The following is a 14,949-nucleotide window of genomic DNA, read 5'->3' on the forward strand; positions in this document are numbered from 1 at the left end:
GCGCTTAGACTTATCAGAGCGCGACGAGAATCTTGCCGAACACCTTGCGGGATTCGAGCCGTTCGAGGCCCTGCGTAAAGTCCGCCATCGGGTAGACCGTATCGACCACCGGCCGGATGCCCTGCGCCATCTTGTCGAGGGACTGGGCGATGTTGGCCAGCGTGCAGCCGAACGAGCCGGTGATGCGGTATTGCTGCTGGAACAACTGCATCAGGTTCATGGTCGTGGTCGGGCCGGAGGTGGAGCCGCAGGTGACGAGCCGCCCGCCGCGCTTCAGGCAGAGCAGCGAGCCGTTCCACGTATCGGCGCCGACATGCTCGAACACCACGTCCACGCCCTTGCGCTTGGTCAGGCGGCGCACCTCGCCCTCGAACCGCTCGGTGCGATAGTTGATCACATAATCGGCCCCGAGTTCGGCGGCCTTGGCGCCCTTCTCGTCGTCGCCGACCGTCGTGTAGACGGTGCAGCCGATGGCCTTGGCCATGCGGATCGCCGCCGTGCCGATCCCCGATCCACCCGCATGGACGAGGACGCTCTCGCCCGGCTCCAGCTTGGCGTTGTCGAACAGCATGTGCTGCACCGTGCCGAAGGCGATACCGGCGCAGGCCGCCTCGGCATCCTCGACACCGTCCGGCACCGGCACCACGAGGCGGGCGGGCAGGGTGACGAGTTCGCGGGCGAAGCCGTCGATGTGGAAGCCCATCACGCCGCCGACCTCCTCGCAGAGGTTGTCGCGGCCTTCCCGGCAGGCGCGGCAATGCCCGCAGGTCAGCGCGCCGTAGGGCACGACGCGGGTGCCGACCGCGAGGCCGGTGACGCCCTCGCCGACGGATTCGACCTCGCCCGACGCCTCGGCGCCGACGATGAGGGGCATCTTGCGCTTGGCGAAGGCCATGCCGCGAAAGCCCCACACGTCGATGAAGTTGAGCCCCACCGCGCGGATGCGCAGCCGCACCTCGCCGGGTCCGGGAGGCGGCGGCGGCTCGACCTCGGTCAGGCGCAGGTCGCGGTCACCGAAGAGTTGCAGGGCTCGCATGGGCCTATTCGCTGGTGTGGATCGGATCGCACGAGGCTTGCCCCGCTCTACCCGTCATTGCGAGCGCAGCGAAGCAATCCAGGGATGCGCCACGTCTTGAGGCGTCCCGCCGCTCTGGATTGCTTTGCTGCGCTCGCAATGACGGCGGAGGCAGTTAGCACAGCACCGCGCACACGGCATCCCGGCTCATTCCGGCGAGAGATACCGCCGCCTTGCCCAGCCCACCGTGCGGCCGACGCGGACGCGGCACCATGTGGTGCGGCTCGGCGTGTCGTTGGTGCATCCGAAGACCAGGGCGCGCTGGCGGATCTCGCCCACCACCTCGGCGGCGGCATCGGGCTCGGCGCGGATGCTCAGCGGCTCGCCGGGGGCGAGGCCGGTGACGCGGTACGGTTCCGGGTCGGCATGGGCCGCACCGACGCCGAGGGGCAGGAGCGCGAGGAGCAGGGCGGCGAAGGGGCGCATCGGCAAGGTCGCAGGAGAGTCAGGAGCGGTGGATGCCCATCATCGCGGTCAAGCCGCCATCGACGGGCAACACGGTCCCGGTGATGTAGCCCGCGCCCTCGCCCATCAGGAAGGTCGCCAGCGCCGCAACCTCCTCCGGCTTGGCGAAGCGGCCGGCGGGGATCTGGCGCTCCATGCCGGCGCGGTGGGCGGCGTAGGGGGCCAGCATCGCCGTGTCGATGAAGCCGGGGGCGATGACGTTCACCGTCACGCCGCGCTTGGCGGTCTCGATGGCCAGCGTCCGGCAATAGGCGATGAGCGCGCCCTTGGTGGCGGCATAGGCCGCGTTGCCGGCATTGGCGCGCAGCGCCGCCACCGAGCCGATGGCGACGATCCGCCCCGCGCGGGCGCGGGTCATGCCCCGCACGAGGGATTTCGCGAGGCGGGTGAGCGAGAAGAAGTTCACCTGCATCGCCGCCTCGGCCTTGTCCTGGTCGAGCATGGCGGCGAGCCCGTCGCTCGACTGGCCGGCATTGTGGACGAACCCGTGATAGCCGATCTCCTCGGCCGTCTCGCAGAACGCGTCGAGGGCCGCCCGGTCCGCGAGGTCGAGGGCGTAGGCGCGGATGCCGAGGCGGGGATGGGCCTCGTTCAGTTCGGAAGCCAGCGCCGAGGCCGCCTCGCCCGAGGCGCGATAGGTGAAGTCGACGGCGTAGCCCGCCCCCGCGAGCGTGCGCACGATGGCCGCGCCGAGCCCGCTGCCGCCCCCGGTGACGAGGACGCGCTTCTCAGAGTCCATGCTCATGCGGGCTCTGCCGCGAGCACGAGGCAGGTGTTCTGGCCGCCGAAGCCGAAGGAGTTCGACAGGACGGTGCGCACGGGCATGTCCCGCGCCTCGCCCACGATGTCGAGGCCGAGCGCCGGGTCGGGGTTGCGGTAGTTGATCGTCGGCGGGATCCGCCCGTGGCGGATCGAGAGCAGCGAGGCCGCCGCCTCGATCGCCCCGGCGGCGGTCAGCGTGTGGCCGATCATCGACTTGTTCGAGGTGACGGGCAGGGTCGCGGCGCGTTCGCCGAACACGGCGGCGATCCCCATCGCCTCCATCCGGTCGTTCTCCGGCGTGGAAGTGCCGTGGGCGTTCACCGTGTCGATGGCCTCCGGCGCGAGGCCGGCATCGTCGAGGCTCGCGCGGATCGCGGCGAGGATCGGCGCGCCGTCCGGGCTGGAGCGGGTGCGGTGGAAACCGTCGCCCTTCTCGCCGCAGCCGAGCACGTAGCCGAGAATCGTCGCGCCCCGCGCGACGGCGGCGGCGGCATCCTCCAGCACCAGGGCGGCGGCGCCCTCGCCCATCACGAAGCCGTCCCGGTCCTTGGAGAAGGGGCGGGAGGCCTCCTCGGGCACGTCGTTGCGCGTCGAGAGGGCGGAGAGCAGCGAGAAGCGAATCAGCGATTCGGGATTCACCGAGCCGTCCGTGCCGATGCACAGGGCGGCTGTCGCCTCGCCCCGGCGGATCGCCTCGACGCCGAGCTGGATCGCGGTGGCGCCGGAGGAGCAGGCGGTGGAGAGGGAGATCGGCGAGCCGCGCGTGCCGAACCGCTCGGCGATCCGGTCGGCCACGGTGCCGAACAGGAACAGGTCGTGCCACGCATCGAACCGGCCGGTGGCGACTGCCCGGAGCATGCCGGCATAGTCGACCGCCTCGTTGCCGCCGGCGGCCTCCGCGATGGCGCGGCGCTGGGGCCATTCCATCTCGACGGGCGGCACGGCGATGAACAGCGGCCCGGGAAAGTCGCCCTTGGGGCCGAGGCTCGCCTGCTCCAGCGCCTCCTCGGCCGCCACGGCGGCGAAGCGCTCCGACAGGAGCGGGGCTACGAGCGGGTCGGTGTCGAGGAAGTCGACGGTGCCGGCGATCCGCGTGCGCAGCCCGTCCGTGGGGAAGCGGGCGATCTCGCGGATCCCGGAGCGGCCCTCGGTGAGGGCGGCCCAGGTGTCGGCCTGGCCCCGGCCGAGGGAGGAAACGAGGCCGAGGCCCGTCACCGCAATGAGCGGCCGGCCCCTGGCGTCGCGATAGGCGCGTGCGGTCATGGGAGCGTCCTGTACGGGATTTTTCGGCTCCGCACAGCCGGGTGGGACGAAAAGGGGCTCAGCGCCCGCGAGGGCGGGAGGATCAGCCGGCCAGCCTCAGCACCGTCTGCAACAGAACATCCGCGCCGGCCGCGCAATGCTCTTGCGTCGCCGATTCGGATTCGTTGTGGCTCACCCCGTCCTTGCACGGCACGAAGATCATCGCGGCGGGCACTTTCGCGGCGAGGTTGCAGGCGTCGTGGCCCGCGCCGGAGATGATTCGGCGGCGGGGCAGGCCGAGCCCTTCCGCCGCCGCGTCCACGGCGGCGACGAGGCGGGGGTCGAACGGGATCGGCTCCTTGCGCCAGATCCGTTCCAGCCCGATCGACAGGTGCCGCCGTTCGCCGATCTCGGACGCCGCCGCGCGCAGCTCCGTCTCCATGGCGTCGAGGGTTTCCGCGCGCGGATCGCGGGTGTCGACGGTGAAGGCGACGCCGCCCGGCACGACGTTGCGCGAGGGCGCGAGGATGGTGGTCTCGCCGATGGTCGCCACCGCGCTCGGCCCATGGGCCAGGGCGATGCGCTCCGCCGCGAGGGCGAATTCGGACAGGCCGAGCAGGGCGTCCCGGCGGCGGGGCATCGGCGTCGTGCCGGCATGGCTCTCGAAGCCCTCCACCGTGCCGTCGAACCACGCGATGCCCTGGCCGCCCTCCACGACGCCGATGGTCTTGCCCTCGGCCTCCAGGATCGGCCCCTGCTCGATGTGCAGTTCCACGAAGGCGCCGATGGTCCGCTCGCCCACCGCCTCACCGCCGCGATAGCCGATGGCGTCGAGGGCCTGCGCCACGCTCGTGCCGGCGGCGTCGGTCTTGGCCAGGATCTCGTCGGTGGTGAATTCGCCCGCATAGGCGGCCGAGGCCATCATCGCAGGCGCGAAGCGCGAGCCCTCCTCGTTGGTCCAGTTCACCAGCAGCAGCGGCGCCCGCGTCTCGATCCCCGCATCGGCCAGGGTGCGCATCACTTCCAGGCCCGCGAGGACGCCGAGCACGCCGTCGAACTTGCCGCCGGTCGGCTGCGTATCGAGGTGGGAGCCGAAGGCGATGGGCGGCAGGCTCATGTCCTTGCCCGGTCGCAGGGCGTATTGCGTGCCGAGCGCATCGACGCTCACGCTCAGCCCCGCCGCCTCGCAGGCCTCGCGGAACCAGTCGCGCACCGCGCCGTCCTCGGCCGAGAGGGTGAGCCGGTTGATGCCGCCCTTCGGCGTTCCGCCGAATTGCGCGGTCTCGTGGATCGTCGCCCAGAGGCGCGAGCCGTCGGAGCGCAGGTTGTGGGTGCTGCTGGGGCTGCTCTCGCTCATTCCGGGTCCTCGTGATCGGGGCGGGCGGAGCATGACGGCAAGCGGCCGGGCTGTCAGCCCTGCGACGCCTGCATGGCCCGCAAGGCGACCCCGCTTCTTCGGTAGATTTCTCGCCGGGAAATTGTATCGGGGCTCAGTCAGACATGGACCGGCAACATGCCGGGCGCATGGTTAAGGAAGGTCGCGCTTCCCCCCTCGCGCGACTGACAGGGCGGATCCTTCCCTCAACCCCGGTTGGGTCCGCCCTCGTCGCGTCAGCGCCGGAACGGCGTGCGGTATTCCCCAGACCGCTTCCGTTCCGGTGCTTTCGTGCGGCCCGCTCAGCGCCAGAACGGCTTCACGTCGAGAAGGTCCGTGCGCGCGTCGGCCGCCTTGTCGAGGAGGTCCTTCACCCGCTTCTCATCCACCTCCGGCATGGCCGGGCCGTCCTCGCTCGCGATGTCGAGGGGCAGGGTCCGCGCGGTCTCGATGTCGTTGAGCGCGCCGAGATGATCCTGGAGATCGGAGAGCGCGTCCCCGAACGCCTTCTGGCGCTTCTGGGCCTTGGATTTGGGGAACAGTCCCGCGAAGAACTCCGCGCCGTAGCGCAGCTTCTTGGCTGAGATGCGCGCCCGGTGGCGGGTGTGGGCATCGAGGTGGCGAAGGCCCTTCCCGCGCTTCTTCACCCGGCGGCGGGCCTTGTCGAGGATGCCGGCGGCGAAGTGGCGCCCGTCCTGGCGCGCCGCATCCTGCTCGCTCCATGGGCCGGCCTCGACCCAGCCGGCGATGTCGAGGAGAAGGCCGCGCCATTGCGGGCTCGTCAGGATCTCCTGCACGGCGGCATAGGCGTGCTCGCGCGCCTCGTGCGCGCCCTGCCCGATCTCGGCGATGCCGGGATGGTCGGGATTGTGCTCGGCGAGCACGGGCAGCGTGTCGTGGATGAACACGTCGAGGTTGCGGGCGTGGCCGAAGGGCTCCGTCACCCGCTTGATCTCGTCGCCGAGCGCCACCGCCTTGGGGTCGGCCTCGAACAGCGGGGCGAACAGCGACAGGGCCGAGCGCAGCCGCCGCAGGGCGACGCGCATCTGGTGCAGGGCGCTCGGGTCGCGCGGACCGTGGAGGAAGGCGGTCTCGTTGATGCGCAGGTGGCGCAGGCAAGACCGCGCGACGGTGCGGAACACCGTGCCGGCATCGTCGTCCGGCGACAGTTCGATCGGCTCGGCCTTGGCCGGGGAGGGCACCTCGCGGTCGAGGGCGGCAAAGCCCCGCGCGCTCTTCGAGAGCACGCCGAGGCGCAGCGGCACCGTCTCGGCGAGCGTCTGAGCGAAGGCGAAGAGGTCGGCCACCCGCCCCCGTTCCAGCTCGAGTTCCAGTTCGCACAGGAGCGCGTCGCCGGCGCCGGTCTCGACGCGGCCGTCATCGAGGGTCACGGCGATCGTCGATTCGCCGAACGCGACTGAATGGACCCGGCGCATGACGACCGAGGTGAAGAGCGGCTGCAACTCGGCTCCCGCCTTTTCCAGCACCGGCTCGGCGGCGGTGCCGGCCCAGGCGGAGGGTTCGGGCGCGTCGCCCGGAACGTCGGTCTCCCATTCCGCCCGGTCGAACAGGCCGATCTGGCCCGCGCCCGCCTTCACCGTCTGGACGTGACGCCCCTCCACGCTGCGGATGCGCAGGGTCAAGCCGGCCTGGCGGAGCGCCCGGTCGGGGGTGTCGTAGTAGCGCGTGCGGAGCAACTTCGGTTCGGACGCGGCCACGTCCTTGAGGTTCGGGTGCGTGCTCAAGGCCGTGAGGTCGGGGCCGTCGCATTCGAGCTTCAGCTCGACCTCGCGCGGTTCCTCCGTCCCTGCTTGCGCCTTACTCATGTGTCACCCACCTCGACATTGTGCTTCGACCGGCCGAGCGGCCCGTCTACCATGGTTGGCCGAAAGCGTCCGCTCGGCTCCGCCACCTACGCTTGACGCGCCGAAGCGATCCGCTGTTATCGGCCGTCTAAGGCCGATCCCACTGCGACGCCATTTTAAAGACAAAATATTTTGCGACATTAAATCGCTTGCAATTCAATTGCTCTGCTTAGTATCGCCATCCGCATACTGCGCCCGCTTTCCCCTCACGGTCGATGGAGCGGGTTTCCTCCACGCCGGTTATGCGGTCGGCCCGTCAATCGAGCACTTTCCGTGACTGCCTTGAAGACCCTCCTCGTCGGCGTCATCGGCCATGTCGATCATGGCAAGACCGCGCTCGTGCGCGCGCTCACCGGCATCGAGACCGACCGGCTGAAGGAAGAACAGGCCAGGGGCGTCTCCATCGTGCCGGGCTTCGCCCTGCTTTCGGGCGAGGCGGGGGAGATCGACCTCGTCGACCTTCCGGGGCACGAGCGCTTCGTGCGCGCCATGGTCTCGGGTGCGACGGGGATGCGGGCGGTGCTGCTGGCGGTGGACGCCAACGAGGGCATCAAGCCCCAGACCGTCGAGCATCTGGAAATCGCGAGGCTGATCGGCGTGCGCCGGGGCGTGCTGGCCCTGACCAAGGCCGACCTCGCCACGCCTGAGGCGATCCGCGCGCGCTCGGCCGAGATCGCCGCCGCCGCCGCGCGGGCCGGGCTCGACGTGGGCCCCGTCATCGCCACCTCGACCCTCACCGGAATCGGCATTCCCGCCCTCTCGGCGGCGCTCCTCGGTCTCCTCGCCGAGGCCAATGGCGGCACGGATGACGGCTTCCCCTACTTGCCGGTGGACCGGGTGTTCACCCGCGCAGGCTTCGGCACGGTGGCCACGGGCACCCTGCGCCGGGGCCGGCTGACGGTGGGCGATACGGTCGAGATCGTTCCCGGCGGGCGGCGGGGCGTCGTGCGCGGGCTGCAGATCCACGGGCGCCCGGTGGAGGTGGCCGAGCCCGGCCGCCGCACGGCGGTGGCCCTGCGCGGCGTCGGGCTCGACGAGATCGCACGGGGGCAGGCCCTGAGCCTGCCCGACCTTCTGGTCCCCACCCGCTGGCTCGACGTCGCTGTCACCGCCGCCGCGAGCGCGGAGGCCGCCCTGCCGAGCGGCCTCGCCTGCCGCCTGCTGTTCGGCACCACCGAGGTCGAGGCGCGGCTGCGGCTGCTCGACCGGCAGAGCCTCGAACCGGGGCAGACGGCGCAGGCGCAGCTTCACCTCGCGGAGGAGGTGGCGGTGCCGGCGCGGGAGCCCTTCGTCCTGCGCCTCGATTCTCCCGCCGTCACGGTGGCGGGCGGGCGCATCCTCGATCCGGCGAGCCGCCGCCGCCGCCGCCACGACCCGCGCGTCACCGCCGACCTCGCGGCCATCGCCGCCGGCCGCCCGGCCGAGGCGCTGACCGTGCGTCTCGGCCAAGCCGGAGCGCTCGGCGCGCCGCTGGCGGAACTCGCCCGCCTCGCCGGCACCACGCCGGAGCGCGTCCGCCGCCTGCTCACCGCCGCCGGCGCCCGCGAGATCGCGGACCGGTTCGTCGGGGCGCCCGCCTTCGCGGCCCTGCGGGCGGGGACGATGGGAACGCTGGCGCAGTTCCATCGCGAGCGCCCGATGGACCACGGCGCCGCCCTCGATCAGGTGGCGCGCTCCCTCGCCCTTCCCGAATCGGTGACGGCGGCGGTGCTGCGCGACCTCGCGGGGACGGGTGAGGTGACGCAGGCCGGCACCCTGTGGCGCCGGGCCGATTTCGACCCCGCCCGCAACGAAACGGAGACGGTGCGCCGGCTGGAGCAATCGTTCCGCAAGGCCGGGCTCAACCCGCCCGACGAGGCCGAGGCCATCGGGCGCGACATCCGCCGCCGGGACGCCCTGAACTACCTGATCGGCTCGGGCACGGTGATCCGCGCGGTCGACCGGGTTCAGCGCCGAGCGGTGCTGTTCCATCGGGAGGCGGTGGCGAGCGCCCGTTCGCGCCTCCTCGACGCCTTCCCTGGTGCCAACGACGCCGAGACCGGCTTCCTCGCCCGCGAGGCCGGGGCCGCCCTCGGGATCTCGCGCAAATTCTCGATCCCGCTGCTGGAACACCTCGACGCCACGGGCTTCACCCGCCGCGCCGGCGACAAGCGGATCATCGTCTCCCTCGAGAAGCGCGCTCCTCAGAAATCGCTGCCCAACCAGTCGTCCCGGCTCGGCTCGTAGCAGGTGTAGCCGATCAGGCAGGCGGCGGTGTCGCGGGTCGGCCGGAAGGCCCGGCGGGCGATCTCGGTCGGCTCGCAGAACGAGCGGTCGCGGACGAACCGGTCATAGGTCTGGCCGCCCGTACCCAGCACGATGGCCCCTTGCGAGGCCACGAGCCGCGAGGCCTGGGCGCAACTCATCGCCACGGTGGAGGGGCGCCCCTGCGCAAGGGCGGGCGAGGCCGCCAGCAGGGCGGCGGACAGGACGAGCGACCGCTTCGACAAGGGGGCCTCCATGATGGAGGTTCAAGCCGGAATCCGGATGCGCGGTTCCTGGCGCGGAGGGCCTAGGCCCGGCGCGCCTTGTCGCGGCAGGCGCCGCAATCGCCCTCGACCTCGAGGATGCTGGTGGCGGGGGTGAAGCCCGCGCGCTTGAGGGTCTTGCCGAGGCCGCTTTCCATCTCGGGCGAGGTCGTTTCGTCGATGCCGCCGCAGGTCCGGCAGATCAGGAACACGACGTTCTCCCCCGCCCCATGGGCGTGTGCGCAGGGCACGAAGGCGTTGCGGCTCGCGATGCGGTGGACGAGGCCGAGCTCCATCAGGAAGTCGAGGGCGCGGTACACCGAAACCGGCGCAACCCGACGCCCCGGGCGGCTCATGCGCTCGGCGATGTCGTAGGCGCCCGGCGGCTTCTCGCTCGCCACCACGGCGTCCAGCACCTCCCGCCGCAGGGCGGTGAACTGCACCGCGCGCTCCCGGCACAGCGCCTCCGCCCTGGCGAGGATCGCGGCCGGCTCGGCCTTGCAGGCATGGACGTGGGCGTGATCGTGGGAATGTCCGGCGGCTGACACGATTGCGGCTCCCGAAAGGGCGACCGGCTTCGGCGGCCGGTCATGCGCCGGTTGTGCGGCGGCTTTGTTACAGTGTATCACTTCCGGCCGGGACCGTACCAGGGGCCGCCGCACCGCATGCCCCATCCCGATCCGTCCCTCAAGAAGCCTGCTCCCGTGTCGCGCCGCCCGTCCGCCCCCCTCCGCCCGACGCTGTACCGCAGCGGGCTCGCCCCGCGCCTCGGCCTCGCGGCGGGTCTGGCCGGTCTGGTCTGGGTGGCCATCGCCTGGGCGCTCGCCGCGTGAGCGCGCCCGCGCCGATCCGGCTGCACGGGCTGACGCTCGGCTACGACAGGCACCCGGCCGTCCACCATCTCGACGGGACGATCCGGGCTGGCGACCTGCTGGCGCTGGCCGGGCCGAACGGCGCCGGCAAGTCGACGCTGCTCAAGGGCCTGACCGGCGAGATTCCCGTCCTCGACGGGCGGATCGAGCGGCCGGACGACATCGCCTACCTGCCGCAGATCGATGCCATCGACCGCAGCTTCCCCGTGAGCGTCATGGACCTCGCCGCCATGGGCCTGTGGCGGCGCCAGGGACCGTGGCGCTCCCTGCGCCGCGCTGCCCCCGCCCTGCGCGACGCGCTGGAGGTGGTGGGTCTCTCCGGCTTCGAGGCGCGGCCCATCGGCACGCTCTCGGGCGGGCAGTTCCGCCGGGCCCTGTTCGCCCGCCTGATCCTGCAGGATTGCCGGACGATCCTCCTCGACGAGCCCTTCACCGGCATCGACGCGCGGACCACCGACGATCTCCTGGCGCTCGTCCGCCGCTGGCACGGCGAGGGCCGCACCGTGGTGGCGGCCCTGCACGACTTCGCGCAGATTCGCAGCCATTTCCCCACCACGCTGCTGCTCGCCCGCGAGCCGGTGGCCTGGGGGCCGACCGGGCGGGTGATGACGCCGGACAACCTCGCCCGCGCCCGGTCGCTCTCGGAAGCCTGGGACGAGGACGCGGCCATCTGCGACGGCGCGCGCCACGCCGCCCCGCGCGAGGCGCACACGCATGGGCATTCCCATGCGCATGAGCACGGCCAAGACCACGGCCACGGCCATGAGGATGCCGCGTGATCGACCCCTTCGCGCCGTTCATCGAGTTCGGCTTCATGCGCCGGGCGCTGGCGGGGTGCCTCGCCCTGTCGGTCTCGGCGCCGCCGGTCGGCGTGTTCCTCATGCTCCGGCGCATGAGCCTGATGAGCGACGCCATGGCCCACGCGATCCTGCCCGGCGCGGCGGCGGGGTTCGTGGTGGCGGGCCTGTCCCTGCCGGCGATGACGATCGGCGGCCTCGTGGCGGGGCTCGCGGTGGCCCTGCTGGCGGGCGCCGTCACCCGCACGACGGTCCTGCGCGAGGATGCGAGCCTCGCCGCGTTCTACCTGATCTCCCTTGCGGGCGGGGTGCTGCTCGTGTCCCTGCGCGGCTCGCAGGTGGACCTGATGCATTTCCTGTTCGGCTCGGTCCTCGCCTTGGACGATCCGGCGCTCCTGCTCCTCGGGGGCATCTGCACGCTGACGCTGGCGACGCTGGCGCTGATCTACCGGCCGCTGGTGATGGAGTGCGTGGATCCGCTCTACCTGCGCAGCGTCAGCCGGGCCGGCGGGCCGGTGCATTTCGCCTTCCTCGGCCTCGTGGTGGTGAACCTCGTCGGCGGCTTCCAGGCGCTCGGCACGCTGCTCGCCGTGGGGCTGATGCTGCTGCCGGCCGTCGCCGCGCGGTTCTGGGCGCGGGAACTCGGCGCCACCATGGCGGCCTCCGTCGTCATCGCCGTCCTGGCGAGCTTTGCCGGCCTCAGCCTGTCCTACCGGTTCGACCTGCCGAGCGGCCCGGCCATCGTGCTCGCGGCGGGGGCGCTCTACGTCGTCTCGATGCTCGCCGGGCCGCAGGGCGGGCTGCTGCGCCGCCTCGTCCGGCCCCGGCACCTCGAAGCCTGAGGCGGCCCTACTCGTCCGCCAGGGCGGCGAGGCCCTCGCGGTAGGTCGGGTAGGCGAGGCTGACCCCGAGTTCCTCGCGGATCAGCCGGTTTCGCACGCGCTTGTTCTCGCCGTAGAAGCTGCGCGCCATCGGCGAGAGGTCGGCGGTCTCGAAATCGACCTCCGGCGGCGGCGGCAGGCCGGCGAGGGCGGCGGCGTGCTCGATCACCACCTGCGGCGGCGTCGGCTCGTCGTCGGTGACGTTGTAGATCGCCCCGTTGCGCGGCCGGTCGAGGGAGGCGAGCAGCGTCGTGGCGATGTCGTCCACATGGATGCGGTTGAAGACCTGGCCCTTCTTCACGATCCGCTGGGAGCGCCCCTCGCGCACCTTCACGATCGGGTTGCGGCCGGGCCCATAGATCCCCGACAGCCGGAACACCTGCACTGCCTTACCGGTGTGCGCGCCGAGGCCGAGCCACGCCTCCTCGGCCATGAGGCGGGCACGGGTGCGCTCGCTGCGGGCGGCGGGCGGGGTGGTCTCGTCGATCCAGGCGCCGCCCTGGTCGCCATAGACACCGATGGTGGAGAGATAGCCGATCCAGCCGATGCGGCTTTCCGCGATGGCGTCGCCATAGCGCGGAAGCACGGGGTCGCCCCCGGCATCCGGCGGGACCGAGACGAGGAGCGCGTCGCTGTCCGCGAGGTCGGCGGCAATGCCGGGATCGTCCGCCTTCGGCCCGTAGGCGCGCAGGGTGAGGCCGGTCTCGGCGGCGATGCGCCTCGCTGCCTCCTCTTCGGTGACGGTACCCCGGATCGTGCTGAAGCGGCCTCGCGCCGCCTCGGCGAAGCGGCGACCGGTGAAACCGAGTCCGAAGACGAAGAGATTCATGGAGCCGGGTGTCCGGGAGGCTGGGGCCTCCGTCAAGCCGGGCCGGTGACTATTCCGCCACCGCCTGCGTCACCTGCACGGGGCCGGCGTCGCGCAGGATCGATTCGGCCGCCGCCGCCGCGAGGAGGGCATAGCCCCGGTCGGCCATGTGCAGGCCGTCGGACGCGAAGAGCTGCTTCGACGTCACCTTCCCCTCGCGGACCCAGCCATGCATCAGGTCCGCCCGGCGGATCACCGGCACGTCCAGTTCCTCGCCGATCTCGCGCACGGCGTCACGGAAGCGGTTGGCGCCCGGCGTCGCTTCGAGCTTCGGGCACCATTGCGGCTCCATCAGCACCACGTCGATCCCGGCATCGCGGATCCGGCGCAGGCCCTCCAGGGTCGCCTCCCGGAAGTGATCCAGAGAGACGCCGCGCAGCGGGTCGTTGCTGCCGGTCTGCCAGATGACCAGTTGCGGCTCGGGGCCGATCACGTCGCGCTCGAGCCGGGCGAGCATGTCGTCCACGTGCTCGCCGCCGATGCCCCGGTTGATCACCGTGACGTCGACGCCGTGAAGCTTGGTGCGAAGGTCGGTCTGCAGGCGCGCGGGATAGGCGTTGGCCGGGCTCGACGCGCCGACGCCTTCCGTCGAGGACGAGCCGAAGGCGACGATGCGGAGCGGGGCGCCGATGGCGATTTGCCGTGCCACATGCGGCAGGTCGGGTGTCTCACGCATGTCGATGCCCAGGAGATCGAGGGATTCCGGGAGCAGGTCCGCGTAGGCCAGCACGGCGGTGGGGATGACGAGCAGCCCGGCTGCCAGGGCGACACGCCTGAGCCAGCGCTGGGCGAGGTCGCGGACGGGGCTTGCGGAGGATGGCGTCGACACGGGCACCGTTGGGTTCGGCGAGTGGCTACGATGGATATATTGTGCAGGATCACCGCGGAAGGATCGGTTCGGACGATGCGGTGAAAGCAAACTGAATTCGTAACTCATTGTAAACGAATTCGACGCCGGACACAAAGCCGATCTTTGCATATCCTCGTGGCCGGATCTGGGCGCTCCCCCTCCGAAAGGCCCCCATCCGAAGGGGGATGGGGGCGGCGCGGCTCAGTCGTTCTTGCGCTTCACGATCGCTAAGGTAGTCGGATCGAGCTTCAGATCGACCTTCTTCCCGGCCGAATCGATGGCGTCGTCCACCTCGATCATTCCGTCATCGAGCTCGATTTCGCTCCACTTGGTGAATCCTTCCTGGCGCAGCATCGCCTCGACCTTGGCCTTCTGCTCAGGCGGCAGCGGCGTGTCGGCATGGGCGGCCGGAGCCAGGGTCAGGGCGACGGCAAGGGCGGCGAGGCTTGAGGCGAGGCGCATGGCGGGCTCCGTTTCTGAATTGTAACAGAGCCCGAACAGCGGATGCGCCGGCTGGTTCCAGGCGCCCGACCCGCTTGAGCCGGCTCCGGTTTTCCCGCACAGGTGCGACACCCGGTCGCGGGTCGTTTTCACCGGAGCACGGCCAGGATGGTCACGCGCGTCGCCACCGTCGCCTTCGAGGGGATCGAGGCGCGTGCCGTCGATGTCCAGGTGCAGATCCTCCCCGGCTCGGTGAATTTCTCCGTCGTCGGGCTCGCGGACAAGGCGGTGGCCGAATCGCGGGAGCGGGTGCGCGGAGCCCTCATCGCCTCCGGCCTCGCCCTGCCGGCCAAGCGGATCACCGTGAACCTCGCCCCGGCCGACCTGCCGAAGGAGGGCTCGCATTACGACCTTCCCATCGCGCTGGGGGTGATGGCCGCCATCGGCGCGATCCCGGCGGACGCGCTGGCGGGCTATTGCGTGCTCGGGGAACTCGCCCTCGACGGGACGCTCACCCCCGTCAGCGGGGTGCTGCCGGCGGCGCTCGCGGCCGCCGAGCGGGGGCTCGGGCTCGTCTGCCCCGCCGCGACGGGGCCGGAGGCGGCCTGGGCCGGGGGCGACCTCGACGTGCTGGCGCCCCGTTCGCTCATCCAGCTCGCCAACCACTTCAAGGGCAGCCAGGTGATGGCCCGGCCCAAGCCGGCCCTGGCGGCGACGGACGAGGTGCTGCCCGACCTCGCCGACATCAAGGGCCAGGAGGGCGCCAAGCGCGCCCTGGAGATCGCGGCGGCCGGGGGCCACAACCTGCTGATGATGGGGCCGATTATCATGGAGGCCCGCTCCCCGGCGACGGCCACCGCCCCGACGGCGCCCGGTTTTTTCAGGGGACAACCGCGTGACGGTCCTTGGCATCTGTCCGACCGGCCACGATCACGACCTGCCACGCCGC

At 71.6% G+C, this 14,949-nt stretch carries 15 protein-coding genes and 1 pseudogene; 5 read left to right on the plus strand and 11 right to left on the minus strand.

Going from position 1 to position 14,949, the window contains the following annotated elements; all coding sequences use genetic code 11:
• Positions 1-13: 13 nt before the first annotated feature.
• The 6 genes from ACS5Q7_RS19535 to ACS5Q7_RS19560 form a co-directional block, all read right to left on the minus strand.
• Complete coding sequence (locus tag ACS5Q7_RS19535; protein ID WP_478340929.1) at positions 14-1,036, minus strand: zinc-binding dehydrogenase; 1,023 nt, start codon at positions 1,034-1,036, stop codon at positions 14-16.
• Positions 1,037-1,222: 186 nt separating this feature from the next.
• On the minus strand, positions 1,223-1,501 hold the full coding sequence (locus tag ACS5Q7_RS19540; RefSeq protein WP_243959013.1) for an SH3 domain-containing protein: 279 nt from the start codon (positions 1,499-1,501) through the stop codon (positions 1,223-1,225).
• Positions 1,502-1,520: 19 nt separating this feature from the next.
• A complete protein-coding gene (locus tag ACS5Q7_RS19545; RefSeq protein ID WP_478341136.1) occupies positions 1,521-2,279 on the minus strand; it encodes an SDR family NAD(P)-dependent oxidoreductase in 759 nt (252 codons plus the stop codon).
• A gap of 2 nt (positions 2,280-2,281) precedes the next feature.
• Complete coding sequence (locus tag ACS5Q7_RS19550) at positions 2,282-3,565, minus strand: beta-ketoacyl-ACP synthase (protein ID WP_478340930.1); 1,284 nt, start codon at positions 3,563-3,565, stop codon at positions 2,282-2,284.
• A gap of 82 nt (positions 3,566-3,647) precedes the next feature.
• Complete coding sequence (locus tag ACS5Q7_RS19555) at positions 3,648-4,901, minus strand: allantoate amidohydrolase (RefSeq protein ID WP_478340931.1); 1,254 nt, start codon at positions 4,899-4,901, stop codon at positions 3,648-3,650.
• 320 nt (positions 4,902-5,221) lie between these two features.
• The gene (locus ACS5Q7_RS19560) at positions 5,222-6,745 is read right to left on the minus strand and encodes a CYTH and CHAD domain-containing protein (protein WP_478340932.1); all 1,524 of its coding nucleotides are present in this window, start codon (positions 6,743-6,745) and stop codon (positions 5,222-5,224) included.
• Between the two features lie 312 nt (positions 6,746-7,057).
• On the opposite strand from ACS5Q7_RS19560, the gene selB reads away from it, so the two are divergent.
• Positions 7,058-9,010: a selenocysteine-specific translation elongation factor gene (gene selB, locus ACS5Q7_RS19565; RefSeq protein ID WP_478340933.1), complete on the plus strand. Its 1,953-nt coding sequence runs from the start codon at positions 7,058-7,060 to the stop codon at positions 9,008-9,010.
• Here the strand turns inward: selB and ACS5Q7_RS19570 are convergent.
• Positions 8,968-9,285 carry a hypothetical protein gene (locus tag ACS5Q7_RS19570; RefSeq protein ID WP_478340934.1) on the minus strand — a complete coding sequence of 106 codons (318 nt, stop codon included), beginning with the start codon at positions 9,283-9,285 and terminating at the stop codon, positions 8,968-8,970. The genes selB and ACS5Q7_RS19570 overlap by 43 nt on opposite strands.
• Before the next feature lie 50 nt (positions 9,286-9,335).
• A complete protein-coding gene (locus ACS5Q7_RS19575; protein WP_478340935.1) occupies positions 9,336-9,839 on the minus strand; it encodes a Fur family transcriptional regulator in 504 nt (167 codons plus the stop codon).
• 117 nt (positions 9,840-9,956) lie between these two features.
• Between ACS5Q7_RS19575 and ACS5Q7_RS19580 the strand changes: the two genes are divergently transcribed.
• From ACS5Q7_RS19580 to ACS5Q7_RS19590, 3 genes are read left to right on the plus strand one after another with little or no spacing between them, the layout of a single operon-like run.
• Positions 9,957-10,124: a hypothetical protein gene (locus ACS5Q7_RS19580; RefSeq protein WP_478340936.1), complete on the plus strand. Its 168-nt coding sequence runs from the start codon at positions 9,957-9,959 to the stop codon at positions 10,122-10,124.
• Complete coding sequence (locus tag ACS5Q7_RS19585; RefSeq protein WP_478340937.1) at positions 10,121-10,942, plus strand: metal ABC transporter ATP-binding protein; 822 nt, start codon at positions 10,121-10,123, stop codon at positions 10,940-10,942. Before ACS5Q7_RS19580 ends, ACS5Q7_RS19585 begins: the two co-directional genes overlap by 4 nt.
• Positions 10,943-10,977: 35 nt before the next feature.
• Entirely contained in the window at positions 10,978-11,802 is an 825-nt protein-coding gene (locus tag ACS5Q7_RS19590) for a metal ABC transporter permease (protein ID WP_478341137.1), read from the plus strand.
• Between the two features lie 7 nt (positions 11,803-11,809).
• Here the strand turns inward: ACS5Q7_RS19590 and ACS5Q7_RS19595 are convergent, their stop codons facing one another.
• The 3 genes from ACS5Q7_RS19595 to ACS5Q7_RS19605 form a co-directional block, all read right to left on the minus strand.
• Positions 11,810-12,670 (minus strand): SDR family oxidoreductase, encoded by an 861-nt coding sequence (locus ACS5Q7_RS19595; protein ID WP_478340938.1) that lies wholly within the window; start codon positions 12,668-12,670, stop codon positions 11,810-11,812.
• Positions 12,671-12,719: 49 nt separating this feature from the next.
• Complete coding sequence (locus ACS5Q7_RS19600) at positions 12,720-13,538, minus strand: SGNH/GDSL hydrolase family protein (protein WP_478340939.1); 819 nt, start codon at positions 13,536-13,538, stop codon at positions 12,720-12,722.
• A 222-nt stretch (positions 13,539-13,760) separates the two neighbouring features.
• Positions 13,761-14,021 carry a PepSY domain-containing protein gene (locus ACS5Q7_RS19605; RefSeq protein WP_478340940.1) on the minus strand — a complete coding sequence of 87 codons (261 nt, stop codon included), beginning with the start codon at positions 14,019-14,021 and terminating at the stop codon, positions 13,761-13,763.
• 147 nt (positions 14,022-14,168) lie between these two features.
• Between ACS5Q7_RS19605 and ACS5Q7_RS19610 the strand changes: the two are divergent.
• Positions 14,169-14,822: pseudogene (locus ACS5Q7_RS19610) on the plus strand (magnesium chelatase domain-containing protein); the annotation flags it as partial.
• Positions 14,823-14,949 lie beyond the last annotated feature (127 nt).

This window comes from Methylobacterium sp. Gmos3, from assembly GCF_056430985.1.